General features: G+C 72.5%; 16 protein-coding genes and 1 pseudogene. All 17 read right to left on the reverse strand.

The features are described from left to right. Positions 1–1031: pseudogene (locus ACFWH7_RS16795) on the reverse strand (Ig-like domain-containing protein); the annotation flags it as partial. A 356-nt stretch (positions 1032–1387) separates the two neighbouring features. After that, the gene (locus tag ACFWH7_RS16800) at positions 1388–2392 is read right to left on the reverse strand and encodes a polyprenyl synthetase family protein (protein ID WP_378218082.1); all 1005 of its coding nucleotides are present in this window, start codon (positions 2390–2392) and stop codon (positions 1388–1390) included. Between the two features lie 65 nt (positions 2393–2457). Beyond that, positions 2458–4242, reverse strand: coding sequence for an NADH-quinone oxidoreductase subunit NuoN (nuoN, locus tag ACFWH7_RS16805; RefSeq protein ID WP_378218084.1), 1785 nt, complete (start codon positions 4240–4242; stop codon positions 2458–2460). Next, complete coding sequence (locus ACFWH7_RS16810) at positions 4239–5909, reverse strand: NADH-quinone oxidoreductase subunit M (RefSeq protein ID WP_378218086.1); 1671 nt, start codon at positions 5907–5909, stop codon at positions 4239–4241. Before ACFWH7_RS16810 ends, nuoN begins: the two co-directional genes overlap by 4 nt. A 13-nt stretch (positions 5910–5922) precedes the next feature. Further along, positions 5923–7953 carry an NADH-quinone oxidoreductase subunit L gene (gene nuoL, locus ACFWH7_RS16815; protein ID WP_378218088.1) on the reverse strand — a complete coding sequence of 677 codons (2031 nt, stop codon included), beginning with the start codon at positions 7951–7953 and terminating at the stop codon, positions 5923–5925. Between the two features lie 13 nt (positions 7954–7966). Continuing rightward, positions 7967–8266 carry an NADH-quinone oxidoreductase subunit NuoK gene (gene nuoK / locus ACFWH7_RS16820; RefSeq protein WP_047234414.1) on the reverse strand — a complete coding sequence of 100 codons (300 nt, stop codon included), beginning with the start codon at positions 8264–8266 and terminating at the stop codon, positions 7967–7969. Next, on the reverse strand, positions 8266–9204 hold the full coding sequence (locus ACFWH7_RS16825) for an NADH-quinone oxidoreductase subunit J (protein ID WP_378218091.1): 939 nt from the start codon (positions 9202–9204) through the stop codon (positions 8266–8268). Before ACFWH7_RS16825 ends, nuoK begins: the two co-directional genes overlap by 1 nt. Further along, positions 9201–9932, reverse strand: a complete 732-nt coding sequence (gene nuoI / locus ACFWH7_RS16830; protein ID WP_378218092.1) for an NADH-quinone oxidoreductase subunit NuoI — start codon at positions 9930–9932, stop codon at positions 9201–9203. The genes ACFWH7_RS16825 and nuoI overlap by 4 nt, the downstream gene beginning before the upstream one ends. Beyond that, positions 9925–11313, reverse strand: coding sequence for an NADH-quinone oxidoreductase subunit NuoH (gene nuoH, locus ACFWH7_RS16835; RefSeq protein WP_378218093.1), 1389 nt, complete (start codon positions 11311–11313; stop codon positions 9925–9927). Before nuoH ends, nuoI begins: the two co-directional genes overlap by 8 nt. Next, the gene (locus ACFWH7_RS16840; RefSeq protein ID WP_378218094.1) at positions 11310–14000 is read right to left on the reverse strand and encodes an NADH-quinone oxidoreductase subunit G; all 2691 of its coding nucleotides are present in this window, start codon (positions 13998–14000) and stop codon (positions 11310–11312) included. Before ACFWH7_RS16840 ends, nuoH begins: the two co-directional genes overlap by 4 nt. Then, positions 14000–15367, reverse strand: coding sequence for an NADH-quinone oxidoreductase subunit NuoF (gene nuoF, locus ACFWH7_RS16845; protein WP_378218096.1), 1368 nt, complete (start codon positions 15365–15367; stop codon positions 14000–14002). The genes ACFWH7_RS16840 and nuoF overlap by 1 nt, the downstream gene beginning before the upstream one ends. Then, entirely contained in the window at positions 15364–16245 is an 882-nt protein-coding gene (nuoE, locus tag ACFWH7_RS16850; RefSeq protein ID WP_378218098.1) for an NADH-quinone oxidoreductase subunit NuoE, read from the reverse strand. The genes nuoF and nuoE overlap by 4 nt, the downstream gene beginning before the upstream one ends. After that, positions 16242–17564 carry an NADH-quinone oxidoreductase subunit D gene (locus ACFWH7_RS16855; protein WP_378218103.1) on the reverse strand — a complete coding sequence of 441 codons (1323 nt, stop codon included), beginning with the start codon at positions 17562–17564 and terminating at the stop codon, positions 16242–16244. Before ACFWH7_RS16855 ends, nuoE begins: the two co-directional genes overlap by 4 nt. Positions 17565–17617: 53 nt before the next feature. Continuing rightward, complete coding sequence (locus tag ACFWH7_RS16860) at positions 17618–18316, reverse strand: NADH-quinone oxidoreductase subunit C (RefSeq protein WP_255318793.1); 699 nt, start codon at positions 18314–18316, stop codon at positions 17618–17620. 74 nt (positions 18317–18390) lie between these two features. Then, positions 18391–18942: a NuoB/complex I 20 kDa subunit family protein gene (locus ACFWH7_RS16865; RefSeq protein WP_141389599.1), complete on the reverse strand. Its 552-nt coding sequence runs from the start codon at positions 18940–18942 to the stop codon at positions 18391–18393. A 56-nt stretch (positions 18943–18998) separates the two neighbouring features. Further along, positions 18999–19361 carry an NADH-quinone oxidoreductase subunit A gene (locus tag ACFWH7_RS16870; protein WP_047234407.1) on the reverse strand — a complete coding sequence of 121 codons (363 nt, stop codon included), beginning with the start codon at positions 19359–19361 and terminating at the stop codon, positions 18999–19001. A gap of 106 nt (positions 19362–19467) precedes the next feature. Then, positions 19468–20802, reverse strand: coding sequence for a geranylgeranyl reductase family protein (locus tag ACFWH7_RS16875; protein WP_378218101.1), 1335 nt, complete (start codon positions 20800–20802; stop codon positions 19468–19470). Between the last annotated feature and the right edge of the window lie 341 nt (positions 20803–21143).

Here is a 21143-nt window from a genome sequence, read left to right on the forward strand (position 1 = left end):
TCGACCTTCTGGTACTCGTCCGCCGCCATCCACAACGTCCCCGCCGACAGGTCGTTCAGCACGATCACGTGCCGGTTCACCCGGTACTCCAGGCGCGCCTGAGGGTCGATCCCCTCCAGGCGGGTGTCCAGGTCGCGGTCGGTGCCCTCGCAGTCACGGACCACCTGACCCGTCGAGGCCCACGCCCCGTACGTGCACCCACCGAGCTGCACCGGCGCGCCAGGGCGTCCCTCGGCCGAGCGCCGCACGGCGTCGCCGCCCTTCAGCGGCTGCGTGACCAGTCCTCCGGTCGTCGCCACGACGACGTTCGCCGAGCCCGCGGAGGGCTGCTGAAGTCGCGCCTCGGCGCCGTCGTCCAGCGCCACGGTCTCGCCACCCGGGAGCACGAGCTGGGACCCGGACCGGTCGAGCACCACGGGCTTGTCGCCCACCGCGGTCACCTCGACCTCGGCACCCTTCCCCACGGGGAGGGAGGACGACGTGGGGTCACCGTCCGCGGCGCCCTTCGACGTCGTCGCCACCGTCCACAACGTCCCCGTCGACGGGATCGCCGCGAACACCGTCCCGTCCTGGGACACCGTGAGGCCACCGCCCCCCTCGACCTCCGCCGTGGGCTTTGTCTTCTCCGCGTCGAACGAGGTCGCGCCGTCGAACGGCAGCACCCACAGCAGTCCTTCCTCGCCGTCGAGGATCGCCGTCGTCGCACCGCCCGAGGCCACCTGCGCCCCCGCCGGAAGGCGGACCTGCCCGTCCAGCTTCAGGTGCGCCACGCTCACGGGGGAGGCCGTGCCGGTGCTCGTGTCGTCCAGCAGCACCCGGCCCGCGTCCTGCTGCACGTCGAACGACGTGCTGCCCGCGTTCAACGTCCCGTCCAGCGCCTGGGACTCGTAGTTGAACCGACCCAGCAACCCGGCCGACGTCTTCGTCACCCACACGCCCGAGTCGTTCAGGTCCACGTCGGCCGTGGCCTCGCCCTCGTAGAGGAACGCCATCCCCACCAACGCCGTCGAGAACACCGACACGGTGCTCACCGACGCGACGGTACGGCGGTGCTCGCGCAGACGCGCCAGGAAACCCACAGGTCCTCCGAGGAGTTGGATCGGGAGACGATCGGCCCCCTTCTCCAGCCCCCTCGATCTCGCACTCACCAGGCGGCCCCACCGATCGCGCAACCGAGGATAGCGGGAGACCGGGTGAAAACCGACACCTGTCCCATGGGGAGCACTCCCCACCCCGCACTCCCCGGACGCCGCCACGCCGCGGGCGTCGACTCCCCGGACGGGACGTCCGAGCAGGTCAACTCGGTGACGGAGGCAACGATGTCGTCCGCCCGTTCCGGCGGTCCCGACCGCGGCGGGCCGGGAAAAAGATCACCCCGCGTCGACGGTCAGGCCGCGCGGTCGGCGAGGGCTTCCGCGAAGGAGCGCAGCGCGCCGGTGACCGGTCCCGCCGGGAGCGCGTCGAGCTCCTCCACTGCGGAGCGGGCCCAGCGCACCGCCAGCGCCCGCGTCTCCCCGAGCACCTCGTGGCGTCGCAGCGCGGCCACGGCCGCGGCGAGTGCAGCGTCATCCGTCAGGTCGGAGTCGAGGAGCTCGACGAGCCCCGCGTCCGCCTCGCTCGCGGTCCCGTTCGCGATCCGGGCGCGGAGCAGCAGGACCGGCATGGTCGGCACCTTCTCGCGCAGGTCGGTGCCCGGCGTCTTGCCCGACTCGTCGCCCGACGACGCCAGGTCGAGCACGTCGTCGGCGAGCTGGAACGCGACACCGAGCTTCTCCCCGTAGGCCGCGACCGTGTCGACGACGGCCGTCGGGCACCCTGCGAACATGGCGCCGAGCCGCGCGGACGTCGACAGGAGCGAGGCCGTCTTGTCGGCGAGCACCTCGAGATAGTGCTCGACGGGGTCGTCGCCCTCCCCCGGACCGATCGTCTCGTGGAGCTGGCCCAGGCACAGGCGCTCGAACGTGCGGGCCTGGATCAGCACGGCCTCGGGCCCGAGCGCCGCGACGGTCGACGCCGCGCGCGCGAAGAGCAGGTCGCCGACCATGATGGCGACCGAGTTCCCCCACACGGCGTGCGCGGACGGGGCCCCCCGGCGCACCGGGGCGGAGTCCATGACGTCGTCGTGGTACAGCGACGCGAGGTGGGTGAGCTCGACGACGACCGCGGACTCCACGACCTCCGGGCGCGTCCCGTCCCCGAGCTCGGCGGCGAGCAGCGTGAGCAGCGGCCGCAGGCGCTTGCCCCCCGCGTTGACGAGATGGCGGGACGCGGTGTCGGCGAGCGGGTCGGCGTGCGCGACGGCGTCGCGCAGCCGGGCCTCGACCTCGGCGAGCCGCTCGGTGAGGGCGGCCGCGAGCTCGGGGTCCGAGATCGGGATCGCGGTGGTCGTCACGGGCGCGGTCCGATCACGCGGGCCGCGGGGCCCGGCGGGCGCGGGCGGCACGGAAGGCACAGAGGTCACGGGACGAACTTAACCGCCTCGGCCGCCAGATCGAGAACCGGGGACGGGAACACACCGAGAACGAGCACCCCGAGCGCGCACACGGCGATCGCGATCGTCGTCGGGCCGGTCGACCGGACGACGGTCACGCCCGGCCCCTCGACCGCGGCGCCGTCGTCGTCCGCCCCGTCCGCGGGCCCGCCGGAGGGCGCGGTGAAGAACATCAGCACGATGATGCGGACGTAGAAGAACACCGCGACGGCCGACGCGAGGACGCCGACCACGGCGAGCACCCATGTCGAGCCCCCGCCCTGGCCGTCGGGCCCGGCGATGGCGGCGCCGAACGCGGTGAACTTCGCCACGAAGCCCGCCGTGAGCGGGATGCCCGCCATGGAGAGGAGGAAGAGGGAGAACACGCCGGCGAGCCACGGGCTCCGGCGTCCGAGCCCCGCCCACTGGGCGAGGTGCGTCGCCTCGCCGAGGACGGCGACCGGCTGCTCCGTCGCCCCGTCCGTCGCGTTGTCCGCGGCGTCGCCCGTCGCGTCGGTCCCTGCCGCTCCTGCACCCACCGCCACGGGCACGCGCTCGCGCACCGGGGCGGTCTCGCGGACCAGCGTGACGACGGCGAACGCGCCGACCGTCGCGAGGCCGTAGACGAGCAGGTAGAAGACCGAGGCCCGCAGCGAGAGCTGCGAGAACCCGACGACGCCGACGAGGATGAAGCCCGCGTGCGCGATCGACGAGTAGGCGAGCAGGCGCTTGACGTCGGTCTGCACGGCACCGACGACGGTCCCGACGACCATGGTGAGCAGCGTGACGATCCACAGCGCCACGAACAGGTCCTCGCGCGTGGCCAGGGACGACTGGGCGAGGCCGAGGCTCACGACGTACAGGACGCGCAGGAGCGCGCCGAACGCCGCCGCCTTGGTGCACGCGGCCATGAAGCCGGTGATGGGCGTCGGCGCGCCCTGGTAGACGTCGGGGGTCCACGCGTGGAACGGCGCGGCGCCGATCTTGAACAGCAGGCCCGCGAGGATGAGCAGGACGCCGACGACGACGAGGCCGGGCATGGTCGCGAGCGGCCCGGCGGGGTTCGCGAGCGACTGGTAGACCTCGACCAGGTCGACCGAGCCGGCGAAGCCGTAGACGAGCGCGACGCCGAACACGAACAGGGCGGACGCGAACGCGCCGAGGAGGAAGTACTTGAACGACGCCTCCTGCGACAGGAGACGACGCCGGCGCGCCATCGCCGAGAGCACGTAGAGCGGGAGCGAGAGCACCTCGAGCGCGACGAACATCACGAGGAGGTTGCCGGTCGCGGGGAAGATCATCATGCCGCCGACGGCGAAGAGCACGAGCGGGTAGACCTCGGTCTGCTCGAGGCCCTTGCGCCGCGTGAGGTCCTCGTACGGCGATCCCGGGACGGCCGCGGCGGACGGCGCGAACGCGTCCTGGCCGGTCGACGTCTTGTCGGCGATCACGAGGATCGCGAGGAACGCGAGGAGGACGACGATCCCCTGGATCGCGAGCCCGAACGGGTCGACGACCATCGACCCGCCGAGCACCCGCACCCCGTAGGGCGCGCCGTCGCTCCCCTGCACGGCCGGGTCGCGCCACAGCACGACGACGAACGCGAACGCGGCGGCGGTCGCGAGCAGCGCGAGGACGACCTGCGTCGTGCGCCGCACGCGCGCCGGGACGAATGCCTCGATCAGCACGCCGACGACGCCGGCGCCCAGCACGACGAGGATCGGGGCGAGGTACAGCCAGTCGACCGTGGGGGCCACGAAGGAGTCGTTCACGACTCGCTCCCTTCGTCGGAGCTACGGGTGAGGGACGACCCCTGGCTCTCGAAGGCGACCAGCTCGGTCCCCTCGGCGAACGGGTCGGAGCGCGGCGGGTCCTCGACGCCGGCGACCGCGAGGTCGGACAGGGTGACCTCCGCGGGCTCGCGCACGAGGTCGAGCGCGGGCGCCGGGTAGAAACCGAGGACGAGGAGGACGACGATCAACGGCGCGACGACCCACTTCTCGCGCGCGCCGAGGTCCGGGAGCTGGTCGAGCCCCTCGCGGGTGCCGCCCGTGAAGATCCGCTGGTAGGTCAGCAGCACGTAGAGCGCGGCGAGCACGACGCCGAGCACCGCGACGAGCGCGGCCCACGGGCTGCGCGCGAACGTCCCCACGAGCACCATGATCTCGCTGACGAACGTCGACAGGCCCGGCAGCGAGAGCGCGGACAGGCCGGCCACGAGGAACGTCCCCGCGAGCACGGGGACGACCTTCTGGAGACCTCCGTAGTCCGCGATGCGCTGCGAGCGCTCCGGGTGCCGGGCGATGAGGAACCCCGCCAGGAGGAACAGCGCACCGGTCGAGATGCCGTGGTTGACCATGTACAGCGACGATCCGGACACGCTCAGCGACGTGAACGCGAAGATGCCGAGCACGATGAACCCAAAGTGCGACACGGATGTGTAAGCGATGAGTCGCATGAGGTCGCTCTGGCCGATCGCCATGAGCGCGCCGTAGAGGATCGAGACGACGGCCAGGACGATCACGACCGGGGCCGCCCACGTGCTCGCGTGCGGGAAGAGCGGGAGGCACAGCGTGAGCATCCCGAACGTGCCGACCTTGTCCAGCACGCCCACGAGGAGCGTGGAGGTGCCGGCGGGTGCGTGCTGCGCGGCGTCGGGCAGCCAGGTGTGGACGGGGAAGAGCGGCGCCTTGATGGCGAACGCGAGGAAGAACCCGAGGAACAGCAGCCGCTCGGTGGTGACCGGCATCGGGTTCTCGGCGAAGTACCCGACGAGGTTCGACGTGAGGAACGCGTCCTCGGGGCGCGCGCCCGTCGTCGGGTCGATCGGCACCTGCACGTACAGCGCGATGACGGCCGCGAGCATGATGAGACCGCCCGCGAGCGAGAACAGCAGGAACTTCACCGCCGCGTAGCGCCGCCGCGCCCCGACGCCGAACCCGCCGATCATGAAGTAGACCGGGATGAGCATCGCCTCGAACAGCACGTAGAAGAGGAACACGTCGCGCGCGACGAACACCGCGACCATGAACGCCTCGAGCAGCAGGACGAGTGCGAGGTAGTGGCGCAGGCGGCGCACGTCGCCGTCCTGCTCCTTCCACGCGGCCAGCACGACGAGCGGGACGAGCAGGACCGACAGCGCGACGAGCGCGAGCGCGACGCCGTCGGCGCCCACGGCGTAGCTCGCGCCGATCTGCGGGATCCACGGGTACGTCTCGGCGAGCTGGTGCGTGCCGGCGGCGGACGTGTCGAACGCGGTGAAGGCACCGACGAGCAGGCCCAGCTCGACGAGCGCGGCGCCGAGGGCGATGCCGCGCACGGTGCGCAGCGCTCCCGCGCCGACGCCGCGCGTGCGGGCCGCGGCCGTGAGCCACACCGCCGCGGCACCCACCAGGGGCCAGGCGACGAGCAGGGACAGCCAGGGGACGGAGGTAGTCATGGGTGTCTCCCTCTCAGCTCGCGGAGCCGGTGGTCAGGGCGAGGACGACGGCGACGATGACCACGAGGCCGCCGAGCATCGTCGCGCCGTACGAGCGCACGTAACCGTTCTGCCACCCCCGCAGCCACTCCCCGATCCGGCCGACCAGGCCGGCGAGGCCCATCCAGCCGCCGTCGACCATCTCCTTGTCGGCGTAGACGAGCGAGCGCGTGAGGTACTGGCCGGGCCGCATGAACACGGTCTCGTTGACGTCGTCCTGGTACAGGTCGCGCCGGGCGGCACGCGTGAGCACGGAGCCCCGCGGCGCACGGACCGGGACGCTCGACATCGCGTACTGCCGCCAGGCGAGGGCCGCGCCGGCGAGGACGAGCAGGAGCGTCAGGGTGATGAGCGACCACACCGGCAGGACCGGCTCGTGGTGCTCGGCGTGCCCGGTGACTGGCTCGAGCCACGTGACGAACCGCGAGCCCGCGGCGAGGATGCCGCCCAGCGCGACCGACCCGACCGCGAGGACGATCATCGGCCACGTCATGAGGCGCGGGGACTCGTGCGGGTGCTGGACCGGTCCGTCCTGCGGGCCGAGCCCGTCCGCGGAGCCGCTGCCGTCGTTCCAGCGGCGGCGCCCGGAGAACGTCATGAAGAACAGTCGCGACATGTAGAACGCGGTGATCCCGGCGCCGAGCAGCGCGACGCCGCCGAACACCCACGCCCGCCACGGCTCGCCGTCGACGGGGACGAACGCGGCCTCGATGATCTTGTCCTTGCTCCAGAAGCCGGAGAACGGCGGGATGCCGAGGATCGCGAGCCAGCCCATCATGAACGTGATCCACGTGACCTTCATGTACCGCGCGAGCCCGCCGAACCGGCGCATGTCGACCTGGTCGTCCATGCCGTGCATGACGGAGCCGGCCCCGAGGAACATCCCGGCCTTGAAGAAGCCGTGCGTCACGAGGTGGAAGATCGCGAACGCGTACCCGATCGGCCCGAGTCCGGCGGCCAGGATCATGTACCCGATCTGCGACATGGTCGACGCGGCGAGCGCCTTCTTGATGTCGTCCTTGGCGCAGCCGACGATCGCCCCGAAGAGCAGCGTCACCGCGCCGACGATCACGACGACGAGCTGCGCGGTGGGCGCGCCCTCGAAGATCGGGGCCGACCGCACGACGAGGTAGACGCCCGCCGTGACCATGGTGGCCGCGTGGATGAGGGCGGAGACCGGCGTCGGGCCGGCCATCGCGTCCCCGAGCCAGGCCTGCAGCGGGAACTGCGCCGACTTGCCGCACGCGGCGAGCAGGAGCGCGATGCTCGTCGCGGTGAGCAGCGCGGTCGACGCCTCGGGCGCCTGCGCGAACACGGTGGTGAAGTCGACCGCGCCGAACGTCGCGAACATCAGCATCAGCGCGACGATCAGCCCGATGTCGCCCACGCGGTTCATGACGAACGCCTTCTTGGCCGCGACCGCGTACGCGCGGTTGTGGTTCCAGAACCCGATGAGCAGGTACGACGCCAGGCCCACGCCCTCCCAGCCGACGAACAGCAGGAGGAACGAGTCGGCGAGGACGAGCACGAGCATCGCCGCGATGAACAGGTTGAGGTACGCGAAGAACCTGCGCCGGTCGCGGTCGTGCGCCATGTAGGCGACCGCGTAGACGTGGATGAGCGTGCCGACGAACGTCACGAGGAGCACGAACGTCAGGGACAGCGGGTCGATCCGCAGCCCGACGGCGAGGTCGAGGCCGCCGGAGACGATCCAGTCGAAGAGGCGGTAGTCCACGACGCGCTCGTCGACGGGCAGGCCGAGCATCGCGAGGAAGAGGACCAGCCCCACGACGAACGCCGCGGCGGACATGAGGACCCCGAACCACGCGCCCCAGCGGTCGCTGCGGCGCCCGGCGAGCAGGAGGACGGCCGCCCCGAGGAGCGGGAGCAGCACCAGGAACGGTGCCGCGAGGAACGCGCCCGGCACGGTGTCGGTCGCGGGCACGACGTCGGTCGCGGCCAGCAGTCCGCTCGCCGTGGGCAGGGCGGGAAGGAGCGTCGTCATCGGTGCCGGCCCCTCAGCTCTTGAGCAGGTTGACGTCGTCGACCGAGGCGGACCGACGGGTGCGGAAGATGGACACGATGATCGCGAGGCCGACGACGACCTCCGCCGCCGCGACGACCATGACGAAGAACGCGAGCACCTGCCCGGTCACGTCGCCGTGCATGCGGGCGAAGGTGACGAACGCGAGGTTGGTCGCGTTGAGCATGAGCTCGATGCCCATGAACACGATGATCGCGTTGCGTCGCAGCAGCACGGTCGCGGCGCCGATCGAGAAGAGGATCGCCGCGAGCACGAGGTAGTTGGTGAGCTCCATCAGTCCTCTCCTCGCTCGGTCCCGCGAGCGTCACCGGGGACCCGGGACCGGCCCGGATCGTCCGGACCGGCGACGTCGCCCGCGGGCGCCTCGCCCTCCGGCTGGTCGGCGGTCGCGGTCTGCACCGTGCGCTCGTTCGCGTCCTGTGCCCGCAGCGCGGGCAGCGCCCGCAGCGGCTCGTGCTCGACGAGCACCTCGCGCTCGGCCTCGAGGATCGTCCCGGCCGACCGCTCCTGGCCGCGGATGCGCAGGATGCGCGAGACCGACTCCTCGATGGGCCGGCCCTGCGCGTCGAGCGCCGGGGTGTCCATGGCGTTGTTCTGCGCGTAGACGCCGGGGGCGGCGAGCGGCGTGAGGCGACCGCCCGCGGGCAGCGCCGCGACCTTCGCGTCGGCCTGCTCGCGCTGGCCCACCTTCGGGGTGAGCCGGCGCCGGTGCGTGAGCACGAGCGCCGAGACCGCGGCGGTGATGAGCAGGATGCCCACGACCTCCATCGCGAACACGTAGTCCGCGAAGAGCACGCGCGCCAGCGCGACCGGGTTGGTCGCCGCGTTGGCGAGCTCGAGCCCCACCGACGGCGGGAACGTCGCCTGCGCGACCACGCCCACCAGCACGGCGCCGAGCCCGAGCCCGAGGAGCACGCCGACCCAGCGCTGACCGCGGATCGTCTCCACGAGCGAGTCCGACGCGTCGACCCCGACGAGCATGAGCACGAAGAGGAAGAGCATCATCACGGCGCCCGTGTACACGACCACCTGGACGACGCCGAGGAACGACGCCTCCTGCGCGATGTAGAGGATCGCGAGGTCGACCATGACGAACATGACCGCGATCGCGGCGTGCACCGCCTTGCGCGCGAAGAGCAACGAGAGCGCCGCGAGGACCATGAGGGGGGCGAGGACCCAGAAGAGGACCGCCTCGCCGCCGCTCGCGGTCACCGGGCGGCCTTCCGGGCCGACGCGCCGGCGGACCGTCCGGAGGTCGGCGTGACCCGCCGGACCTCCGGGGGCGGACCCGTCGGCTCGGGCGGGAGCGTCTCGTCGTCCGGGCGGTGCTCGCGCACCCACTCCACCTGCTCGGCCACCGGGCCGGTCACCTCCCCGCGGTAGTACTCGGTGTCCGAGGTTCCCGGCACCATCGGGTGCGGCGCGGCGAGCATCCGCTGCTGGAGCGGCGCGAGCAGGTCCTGCTTCTCCCAGATCATGCCCTCGCGCGTCGGGCCGGCGAGCTCGTACTCGTTGGTCATCGTCAGGGCGCGCGTCGGGCACGCCTCGATGCACAGCCCGCAGAAGATGCAGCGCAGGTAGTTGATCTGGTAGACGCGCCCGTACCGCTCGCCGGGCGACATGTGGCCGCCGTCGGGCAGGTCGGCGTTGTCCGCGCCCTCGACGTAGATCGCGTCCGCGGGGCACGCCCACGCGCACAGCTCGCAGCCGATGCACTTCTCCAGGCCGTCGGGGTACCGGTTGAGCTGGTGCCGCCCGTGGTACCGCGGCTTCGTCGGCACCTTCTGGCGCGGGTACTGCTCGGTGACGGTCGGTCGGAACATCGAGGAGAAGGTCACGCCGAACCCGGCGACAGGAGCGAGCGCCTCGCGCAAGCCCTTCGCCTGGGGGCGCCGGACCTCGTACTCGCCGGGCTGGCCCGGCTTCTGGTCGTCAGCCACGGTCGACCTCCTTGTCGTGGGGCGTTCCAGATGGCCCGGACGTCCCGGGCGAGCCCACGTCGTCGGGCACGAGGGCGCGACGGCGCGGCGAGGGCGGGAGCGACTGCCCGGGCAGCGGCGGGACGGGGAACCCGCCCGCGAACGCGTCGAACGGCTCGGGACCGGCTCCCGCGGCGCGGGGCGCCGCGCCGGGTGGCGCCTTCTTCTCGGGCCAGAACCAGACGACGACCACCACCACGAGGGCGAGCGCGACGGCGATGCCGACGAAGACGCGGAGGTCGACGTCGAGGAACTGGCGCACGGCCTGCGCGACCGCGAGCAGCACGAGCCACGCGAGCGCGAACGGGATGAGGACCTTCCAGCCGAACCGCATGAACTGGTCGTAGCGCAGGCGCAGCAGCGTGCCGCGGACCCACACGAAGAAGAACATGACGGCCCAGACCTTGACGAGGAACCAGAGGATGGGCCACCAACCCTCGTTGAACATCCCGTCGTTGATCGCCGAGAGCGGCCACGGGGCGCGCCACCCGCCGAGGAACAGCGTCGTCGCGACGGCGGAGACGTTGAGCATGTTGATGTACTCCGCGAGGAAGAACCACGCGAACTTCATCGACGAGTACTCGGTCATGTACCCGGACACGAGCTCGCCCTCGGCCTCGGGGAGGTCGAACGGCAGGCGGTTCGTCTCGCCGACCATGGAGATGACGTAGATGACGAACGCCGGCAGGAGCGGGAGGAACCACCAGAGCTGCGTCTGCGAGTCGACGATGCGCGAGGTCGACATCGACCCGGCCATGAGGAAGACCGAGACGAGCGAGAGGCCCATCGCCAGCTCGTAGCTGATGACCTGGGCCGTCGAGCGGACCGACCCGAGCAGCGGGTACGTCGACCCGGACGACCAGCCGCCGAGCACGATGCCGTACACGCCGAGCGACGCGCACGCGAGGATGTACAGCGTCGCGACCGGGAAGTCGGTGAGCTGCGCCGGCGTCACGTAGTCCGTGAACGGGATCTGCACCTCGGGCCCGAACGGGATGACCGCGAAAACCAGCAGCGCGCAGAACACGGAGATCATCGGCGCGAGCAGGTAGACGAACTTGTCCGCCGCCTTGACGGTGATGTCTTCCTTGAGCAGGAGCTTCATCGCGTCGGCGAGCGACTGGAGCAGGCCGAACGGGCCGTGCCAGTTGGGGCCGGGCCGCACCTGCATACGCGCCACGACCTTGCGCTCGAACCAGATCGCGAACAGCACGCTCGTCAGCAGGAACACGATGATGAGCACGGCCTTGACGAGGTACGTCCAGCCGTTGTCCTGCGAGAAGTTCGCCGTGATCCCGGGAACGCCCGGCGTCTCGGCCGCGAGTGCGTGGACGAGCCTCATGCGCCCTCCCCTCCGTCGGTGCTCACGGTCTCGAGTCGGACCACGTCGCCCGGCACCGCGCCGAGCGTCGCGTGGACGGACGAGCCCGGCGAGCGCAGGGGCAGCCACACCACGTGGTCGACCATGTCCGTCACGACGACCGGGAGCGTGACCGCGCCCCGGTCCGTCGCGACGCGCACGAGGTCGCCGTCGAACAGGTCCACCGCGGCGGCCGTCGTCGCGGACAGCCGGGCCACCGGGCGCTTCGCCGTCCCGGCGAGGTAGCGCTCGCCGTCCTGGCCGCGCGCGTCGTCGAGCAGGAGGCGCCAGCCCGCGAGGACCGCGGTCCCCGGCGCGACGGCGGGCGGCTCGGAGGTCTCGACGTCCGGTGCGGCGGCGCGCTCGCCGTCCCACGCGCCGTCGCCCACGAGCTGGTCCAGCTCGGCGCGCACCGCGTCCACGGTGCCGAGGCCGAGGCTCACGCCCGCGGCGTCGGCGAGCGCGTCGAGCACGCGGTGGTCGGTCATGGCCGTGGAGGCGAGCGCCGCCGGGAAGGGACGCACACGGCCTTCCCAGCTCACGTACGCGCCCTCTCGCTCCACGGGCGGAGCCACGGGGAGCACGACGTCCGCCAGCTCGGACACCGCCGAACGCCGCACCTCGAGCGAGACGACGACGTCAGCCGCCTCGAGCGCGCGGCGCGCGTGCGCCGGGTCGGGCAGGTCGTCGAGCTCGAGCCCGCCCACGAGCGCGCCCGCGAGCTGGCCGACCGACAGGGCGTCGAGCATCTCCCCCACGTCGCGACCCGCCGTCGCCGGGAGCCCGGTCGGCCGGTCGTCCGTGGCGGCCACGCCCCAGACGGTCGCGACGTCGACGCGGGCCGCGGCGTCCGCGACCGGGCGCCCGCCCGGCAGGAGGTTCGGCAGGGTGCCGGCCTCGACGCCACCGCGCTCGCCGGCGCGGCGCGGGACCCACGCGAGGCGCGCGCCCGTCGCCGCGACCGCGCGCAGCAGCGCGCTGTACCCGCCGCGCGTCGCGGCGAGCCGCTCGCCGACGAGGATCACGGCGCCCGGCGCCCGGAGCGCGTCGCTGACCTCGGCGAGGAGGTCGGTGCCCTCGGCCTCGTCGAGCGTGCGGACCTGGTCTCCCGCGGCGATGCCGTCGAGCCACTCCGCCTCGGTGCCCGGCGCGGCCGGCAGGAGCGTGCCGTGCATGCGCTGCACGCCGCGCGACGCGAACGGCGCGACGGCGAACACCCGCACGCCGTGCCGCAGCGCCCCCTTGCGCAGGCGCAGGAACGTCACGCCCGCCTCCTCCTCGGCCTCGAGGCCGACGAGCAGGACGGCGGGCGCCTTCTCCAGGTCGGTGAACGTCACCCCGCCGGCGTGGCCGACGGCGCGTCCCGCGACCGCGTGCGCGAGGAAGTCCGCCTCCTCCGCGCTGTGGACGCGTGCCCGGTGGTCGACGTCGTTGGTGCGCAGCCACGTGCGCGCCAGCTTCGCGTACGCGTACGCGTCCTCGACCGTGAGCCGGCCGCCCGGCAGGACGGCGACGCCACCGGCGTCGCGCGCCCGCGTCAGGGCGTCCGCCGCGACCTCGAGCGCCTCCGCCCACGAGGCGGGGCGCAGCTCGCCGCGCGTCACCGACCCGTCCGGGGCGACCTCGCGGTCGCGCACGAGCGGGTGCGTCAGACGGTCCGGCGCGGACTGCCACGTGAACGCGAAGCGGTCGCGGTCGGTGATCCACTCCTCGTTGACCAGCGGGTCCTCGCCCGCGAGGCGGCGGAGCACCACGCCGCGACGGTGGTCGACGCGGATCGCCGAGCCCGACGAGTCGTGCTCGGAGACCCCGGGGGTCGAGACCAGGTCGAACGGGCGCGAGCGGAACCGGTACGCCGCGCCCGTGAGCGCACCCACGGGGCAGATCTGCACCGTGTTGCCGGAGAAGTACGACGCGAACGGCAGGCCGGACTCGTCCTCGAGCGCGAGCCCGACCGGACGGTCCCCCGGTGCCTGCCCCGCGGGCGGCGCGAAGTCCAGCACCGCCTCGTCGAAGCGCCCGATCTGCTGCGCGGCGCCGCGCTTCTGCAGGTCGATGAACACGTCGCCCGCGATCTCCTGCGAGAAGCGGGTGCACCGCTGGCACAGGACGCAGCGCTCGCGGTCGAGCAGGATCGTCGTCGAGACCGCGATCGGCTTGGGGAACGTGCGCTTCACGTCCACGAAGCGGCTCGTCGCGCGGCCGTTGCTCATCGCCTGGTTCTGGAGCGGGCACTCACCGCCCTTGTCGCACACGGGGCAGTCGAGCGGGTGGTTGATGAGCAGCAGCTCCATGATCCCGTGCTGCGCCTTGTCGGCCACCGGGCTGGTGCGCTGCGTCTTGACCACCATGCCGGGCGTCGCCTCGAGCGTGCACGACGCCTGCGGCTTCGGCATGGGCCGCACGTTGCCCTCACGGTCCGGCGTCGCCACCTCGACGAGGCACTGGCGGCACGCGCCCGCAGGCTCCAGCAGCGGGTGGTCGCAGAACCGCGGGATCTGGATCCCGATCTGCTCGGCCGCGCGGATCACGAGCGTGCCCTTGGGCACCGACATCTCGACGTCGTCGATCGTGAACGTCACGTGGTCCGCGGGGACCGGGGGCTTGGCCGCGCCACCCGCGGGGACGGCCGCTGAGCCGGTGCCCGGGGCGGGGGTCGTGGTCGTCATCAGTGCACTCCTGCCGTCAGGACGCGGGCCGGGCGGGGCGTGTAGTCGAAGAGGGCTGCTGCGGAGGGGTCGAACGGGCAGCGGTGCTCCGTGATGTGCGCCTCGTACTCGTCGCGGAACAGCTCGATGCTGCTCGTCACCGGCGACGTGGCGCCGTCGCCGAGCGCGCAGAACGCGCGGCCCAGGATGTTGTCGCACGTGTCGAGGAGCAGGTCGAGGTCGGACTCCGTGCCCTGGCCCGCCTCGATGCGCGCCAGGACCTGCTTCATCCAGTAGGTGCCCTCGCGGCACGGCGTGCACTTGCCGCACGACTCGTGCGCGTAGAAGTCCGTCCACCGGCTCACGGCCCGCACGACGCACGTCGTCTCGTCGAAGAGCTGGAGCGCACGCGTGCCGAGCATCGAGCCCGCCGCCGCGACCGACTCGTAGTCGAGGGGCGTGTCGAGGTGGGCGTCCGTGAACAGCGGCGTCGACGAGCCGCCCGGCGTCCAGAACTTCAGCGCCTTGCCGCCGCGCATCCCGCCCGCGAGGTCGAGGAGCTCGCGCAGCGTCGTGCCGAGCGGCGCCTCGTACTGGCCGGGGCGCGTCACGTGACCGGACAGCGAGAACAGGCCGAACCCGGCCGAGCGCTCCGTCCCCATCGACGTGAACCAGTCGGCGCCGCGCGCGACGATCGACGGCACGCTCGCGATCGACTCCACGTTGTTGACGACCGTCGGGCGCGCGTACAGGCCCGCGACCGCGGGGAACGGCGGCTTGAGCCGCGGCTGCCCGCGGCGACCCTCGAGCGAGTCGAGCAGCGCCGTCTCCTCGCCGCAGATGTACGCGCCCGCGCCGGCATGGACCGTGACGTCGAGGTCGAAGCCCGATCCCTGGACGTTCTTGCCCAGGTAGCCGGCCTCGTACGCCTCCTCCACCGCACGCAGGAGGCGGCGGTACACGTGGAGCACCTCGCCGCGCACGTAGATGAACGCGTGGTCGCACCCGATCGCGTACGACGTGATCGCCACGCCCTCGACGAGCGCCTGCGGGCTCGCGAGCATGAGCGGGATGTCCTTGCACGTGCCCGGCTCGGACTCGTCCGCGTTGACGACGAGGTACCGCGGGCCGCCGTCGGGCGCGGGCAGGAAGCCCCACTTCATGCCCGTCGGGAAGCCCGCGCCGCCGCGGCCGCGCAGGCCCGACGCCTTGACCGTCGCGACGACGTCCGCCGGGTCCTGGGCGAGCGCCGCGCGCAGGCCCTCGTAGCCGCCGCGGTCCAGGTACGACGCCAGCGTCCAGGACCGGTCCGCGTCCCACGTGTCCGACAGGACGGGGGTCAGCGGGTCCGGGGTCGATCGGGCCACGGTGCCCTGCTGCTCGCTCATGCGTCCGCTCCCTTCGACGGGTCGGGCTTGGTGCCAGGGGACTCGGCCTTGCCGCCGGGGTCGACGTCGGCGTCGGTCGTCGGCTTCCGCTCGGCGCTCGACTGCTCGCCGCCGGTGACGGGCTTCTCCGGGGCGCCCGTGCCCGCGTCGGCGTCCGACCCGCCCGCCGACGTGGTCGGGGCGGTCCAGTCGTGCTCGCGGGCGAGGCGCAGGCCGGCGAGGGTGGGCTCGCCCGCACCGACGCCCTCGTCGGCGCGGCCGTCGGGGAAGCCCGCGAGGACGCGGCTCATCTGCTTGAAGGAGCACACGCTCGCGGCGCCGCGCGTCGGTGCGACGGCCTCGCCCGCCCGGAGGCGGTCGACGACGTCGGTCGCCGAGCCAGGCGTCTGGTTGTCGAAGAACTCCCAGTTGACCATCATGACCGGCGCGTAGTCGCAGGCCGCGTTGCACTCGACCCGCTCGAGCGTGATGGCGCCGTCCTCGGTCGTCTCGTCGTGGCCGACGCCGAGGTGGTCGGAGAGCTCGTCGAAGATCGCGTCGCCGCCCATGATCGCGCACAGGGTGTTCGTGCAGACGCCCACGGTGTAGGTGCCGTTGGGGTGGCGCTTGTACTGCGTGTAGAACGTCGCGACGGCCGAGACCTCGGCCGCGGTGAGGCCGAGCTGCTCCGCGCAGAACAGGATGCCGTCACGCGAGACGTAGCCGTCCTCGGACTGCACGAGGTGCAGCATCGGCAGCAGCGCCGAGCGCGACTCGGGGTAGCGGGCGACGATCTGCGCGGCGTCGGCGGCGAGGCGCGCGGTCGTCTCCGCGTCGTACCCGGGGCGCTGCCCACCGGCGGGCGTGCCGTTCGTCGCAGGTCCGGCGTCGATGGTCATCGGTCCACCCCTCCCAGCACGGGGTCCAGGGAGGCGACGGCGACCACGACGTCGGCCACCTGGCCGCCCTCGCACATCGCCGCCACGGCCTGGAGGTTGTTGAACGACGGGTCGCGGAAGTGCGCCCGGTAGGGGCGCGTGCCGCCGTCGGACACGACGTGCACCCCGAGCTCGCCGCGCGGGTGCTCCACGGTCTGCCACGCCTGCCCGACCGGGACCCGGAAGCCCTCGGTGACGAGCTTGAAGTGGTGGATCAGGGCCTCCATGGAGGAGCCCATGATCTCCTTGATGTGCTCGAGCGAGTTGCCCTGGCCGTCGCCGCCGATCGCGAGCTGCGCCGGCCACGCGATCTTGCGGTCGCCCACCATGACGGGCTGCCCGGCCGTCCTCTCGAGGCGCTCGAGGCACTGCTCGACGATGTGCAGCGACTGGTAGCACTCCTCGAGCCGCAGCACGACGCGGTCGTAGCAGTCGGCGCCGGTCGCGGTCGGGACGTCGAAGTCGTACGTCTCGTAGCCGCAGTACGGGTCGGACTTGCGCACGTCGTACGGGTGCCCGGTCGAGCGCAGCACGGGCCCGGTGATGCCCAGCGCCATGCAGCCCGCGAGGTTGAGGTGCCCGACGCCGACGAGACGGCCCTTGAAGATCGGGTTGGCGAGCATGAGGTCGCCGAGCTGGCCGAGGTACCGCCGGATGAGCGGGTCGGCCTTGCGGACCTGGTCGACGAGGTCCGGCGGGACGTCCTGCGCGACGCCACCGGGGCGGACGTACGCGTTGTTCATGCGCAGGCCCGTCACGGCCTCGAAGATCCGCAGGATCTCCTCGCGGGCGGTGAACGCGATGGTCATGACGGTCGTCGCGCCCATCTCGTTGCCGCCGGTGCCCAGGCACACGAGGTGGGACGCGATCCGGTTGAGCTCCATCATGAGCACCCGGATGACGCTGGCCCGCTCGGGCACGTCGTCCGTGATGCCCAGCAGCTTCTCGACCGCGAGGCAGTACGCCGTCTCCTGGAACAGCGGCGCGAGGTAGTCCATGCGGGTGCAGAACGTGACGCCCTGCGTCCACGTCCGGTACTCCATGTTCTTCTCGATGCCGGTGTGCAGGTAGCCGATGCCGCAGCGCGCCTCGGTGACCGTCTCGCCGTCGATCTCGAGCATGAGGCGGAGCACGCCGTGCGTGGACGGGTGCTGCGGGCCCATGTTGACGACGATGCGCTCCTCGCCGAGCGCGGCCGCGGCGACGGCGCTCTCCGCGATGTCGGCCCAGTCGCCGCCCGACGCCTCGAAGCTGGGGACGCCCTGGTCGAAGTCACCCACGGGCGGCTTCGTGGCGTGCGGGGCGGCGCCGGGGGCGCCGGTGGTGTGCGTGCTCACGAGTACGACCTCCTCGTGTCGGGCGGGGGCACGGTCGCGCCCTTGTACTCGACGGGGATCCCGCCGAGCGGGTAGTCCTTGCGCTGCGGGTGGCCCGGCCAGTCGTCGGGCATCTCGATGCGCGCGAGCGACGGGTGGCCGTCGAAGACGATGCCGAAGAAGTCCCACGTCTCGCGCTCGTGCCAGTCGTTCGTCGGGTAGACGGACGTCGTGGTCGGGACGTGCGGGTCGGCGTCGGGCACCGACACCTCGAGGCGCAGGCGACGCCCGTGCGTGATCGACGTGAGGTGGTACACGGCGTGCAGCTCGCGGCCGACGTCGTGCGGGAAGTGCACGCCGCTCACTCCCAGGCTCAGCTCGAACCGCAGGTCCTGGTCGTCGCGCAGCGCGCGGCACACGTCGACGAGGTGGTCGCGGTGCACGTGGATCGTCAGCTCGGCGTGCGCGCCGGGCGGGTCCACCACGACGCGCTCCACCGCCGCCTCGAACCGCGTGCCGCCCTCGGCGAGCACCTCCGCGAGGACGTCGACGACCTCGTCGAACCAGCCGCCGTACGGCCGCGGGCTCGCTCCGGGCATCGCGACGGGCTGGACGAGCCCGCCGTACCCCGACGTGTCGCCCGAGCCGTGGACGCCGAACATGCCCTCGCGCACCTCGACGACCTCGAGCGTGCGCGGCGCGCCCGCCCCGGTCACGAGGTCGCCGGACCGCGGGCCGTTGACCTCCTCGGGCTGCGGCACGGGCGTGCCGCCGCCCGTCTTCTCGTCCGTCACCGCAGCAGCCCCTTCATCTGGAACGTGGGCGTCGCCTCCAGCGCGGCCGCCTCGGCGGCGCGCGCCGCCTCCTTGCGGTTCACGCCGAGCGGCTCGTGCTGGATCTGCTCGTGCAGCGCGAGGATCGCGTTGATGAGCATCTCCGGCCGCGGCGGGCAGCCCGGGAGGTAGATGTCCACGGGAACGATGTGGTCGACGCCCTGCACGATCGCGTAGTTGTTGAACATGCCGCCGCTCGACGCGCACACGCCCATCGACAGCACCCACTTGGGCTCGCTCATCTGGTCGTAGACCTGCCGCACGACCGGCGCCATCTTCTGGCTCACCCGCCCGGCGACGATCATGAGGTCCGCCTGGCGCGGCGAGGCCCGGAAGACCTCCATGCCGAAGCGCGACAGGTCGAACCGCGAGGCGCCGGCGGCCATCATCTCGATCGCGCAGCACGCCAGTCCGAACGTCACGGGCCAGAGCGACGCCTTGCGCAGGTACCCCGCGAGGTCCTCGATCGTGGTCAGCAAGAAGCCCGAGGGAGCTTCCTCGATCCCCATGGTGTTCTCCTAGTTCTCTCGCCGGTGCCCGCTGGCGCGGACGGTCGGTCGCACGCTCAGTCCCACTCGAGACCACCCCGGCGCCACTCGTAGACGAACGGGACGGTGATGAGCGCGAGGAACGCGAGCATCGCGACGAGGCCGAAGGTCGCGAGCGTCGCGAAGTCGACCGCCCACGGGTAGAGGAAGACGACCTCGATGTCGAAGACGATGAACGTCATGGCGACGAGGTAGTACTTGATCGGGAAGCGCCCGCCGCCGATCGCGTGGGGCGTGGGCTCGATGCCGCACTCGTAGGCGTCGAGCTTGGCGCGGTTGTAGCGCTTGGGGCCGATGACCGCGCTCGCGGCAACGCCGCCGAGAGCCAGCACGGCGGCCACGCCCATGAGGACGAGAAGCGGTACGTACGGGTTGGTCATCGCGTACTCCTCGAGTGGGGGCTCGGGACGGGAACGCCCGGGCGGTGCCCGGGAAGACCTGTGGGTGGTGCGAGTGCCCGCGTCGTTGCGGACCCACCTCGTGGGCTCATGACGAGGGCACCACCCTCGTCAGCCCCGCGATGACGCGGTCGACCCAGTCGCCGCCGCGGGGCTCGTAGCAGTCGGACAGGAGCTTGAGGACGAACCGCATGACGACCGGGCGCGGGAGCCCGTAGCGCGTGCAGATCCGCATGATCTCGGGGTGCTCGATGAGCTTCACGAAGTACCGGCCGAGCGTGTAGTAGCCGCCCAGCTCGCGGCGCATGATCCGCGGGTACGTCTGGAGCGCGCGCTCGCGACCGCCGTCGGTGAGCCGCACGCGCGACTGGGCGACGACGTCGGCCGCCGCCCGCCCGGCCTGCATCGCGTACGCGATGCCCTCGCCGTTGAACGGGCTGACCATGCCGCCCGAGTCGCCCACGAGCAGCACGCCGCGCGTGTAGAGCGGGGACCGGTTGAAGCCCATGGGGAGCGCCGCGCCGCGCACCGGGGCGAGCTGGTTCTCCTCGGTGAACTCCCACTCCGCGGGCGCGTTGCGCATCCACGTGGCGAAGAGGTCCTTGTAGTCGACGTTCGCGGCGGACTGTCGCGCCGGGGTCGAGCTCACCGAGCCGAGCCCCACGTTCGCCGTCCCGTCCCCGAGCGAGAAGATCCAGCCGTACCCGGGCAGCAGGTTGGACTCGCGGGGCTTGCCGTCCCACAGCTCGAGGTGGGACTCCATCCACGGGTCGTCGTGGCGGGGGGTGCGGAAGTACGTGCGGACGGCGACGCCGATCGGGCGGTCCTCGCGCCGCGCGAGGCCGAGCGCGAGCGCGAAGCGCGACGAGACGCCGTCGGCGGCGATGACGACGGGCGCGTGGTAGGTGACCTCGTCGCCCGCGCGCCGGCCCTTGTCGTCCACGGGCCGGGCGGTGACGCCGACGACGCGCCCGGTGCGCTCGTCGAGCACGGGACCGGTGACCGCGGTGCGCTCCAGGAGCTTGGCCCCCGTGCGCTGCGCGTGCTCGGCGAGCGTGCGGTCGAACGAGTGGCGCGCACGGGCCATGCCGTAGCTCGGGTAGGACGCGAGGTCGGGCCACGCGAGCTCCCACGAGCGGCCGCTCGCGACGACGCGCAGGCCCTGGTTCCGGATCCAGCCGTCCTCGGCCCGCGTCGGGACGCCCATGCGCACGAGCTCGGTGACCGCGCGCGGCGTGAGGCCGTCGCCGCAGATCTTGTCGCGCGGGAACGACGACTTCTCCAGCAGGAGGACGCTCAGCCCGGCCGCGGCGCAGTAGTGGGCCGCCGCGGAGCCGGCTGGACCCGCGCCCACGACGATGACGTCGGCGTCGTCGAGCCTCGCGCCCACCGTGCTCACCTCACCGTCCGGTCGTCGGGACATCTCGTGGTGGTCCACCGTCACCCGGGTCGGGACACGGCGCAGCCACTGTCCTTGTGAAGTCGGTCACAATGGACATCGCCACTCTAGTCACTCCCGGCGCGGGATGTGTAGCAAGGCGACCCTTCCCTGGGAGATCCTGTGACGAAGGTCCTCCCCAGCGACGACTCCCGACCCTGTGGCTCGGGACCGCCGGGCAAGGGGGCCGGAGCGGCGATGGCCTAACCTCGCCGCGCTGCCGCGGGGGGGGGGGGGGCCGCGGGGCGCCCCCCCCCCCCGCGCGCCGGGGCCCCGGCCCCCGCCCCCCCCCCCCCGCGCGTTATAAAATAAAAAAACACCAACAA

Source organism: Cellulosimicrobium cellulans, from assembly GCF_042723955.1.
In the GTDB taxonomy this organism is placed as follows: domain Bacteria; phylum Actinomycetota; class Actinomycetes; order Actinomycetales; family Cellulomonadaceae; genus Cellulosimicrobium; species Cellulosimicrobium cellulans_H.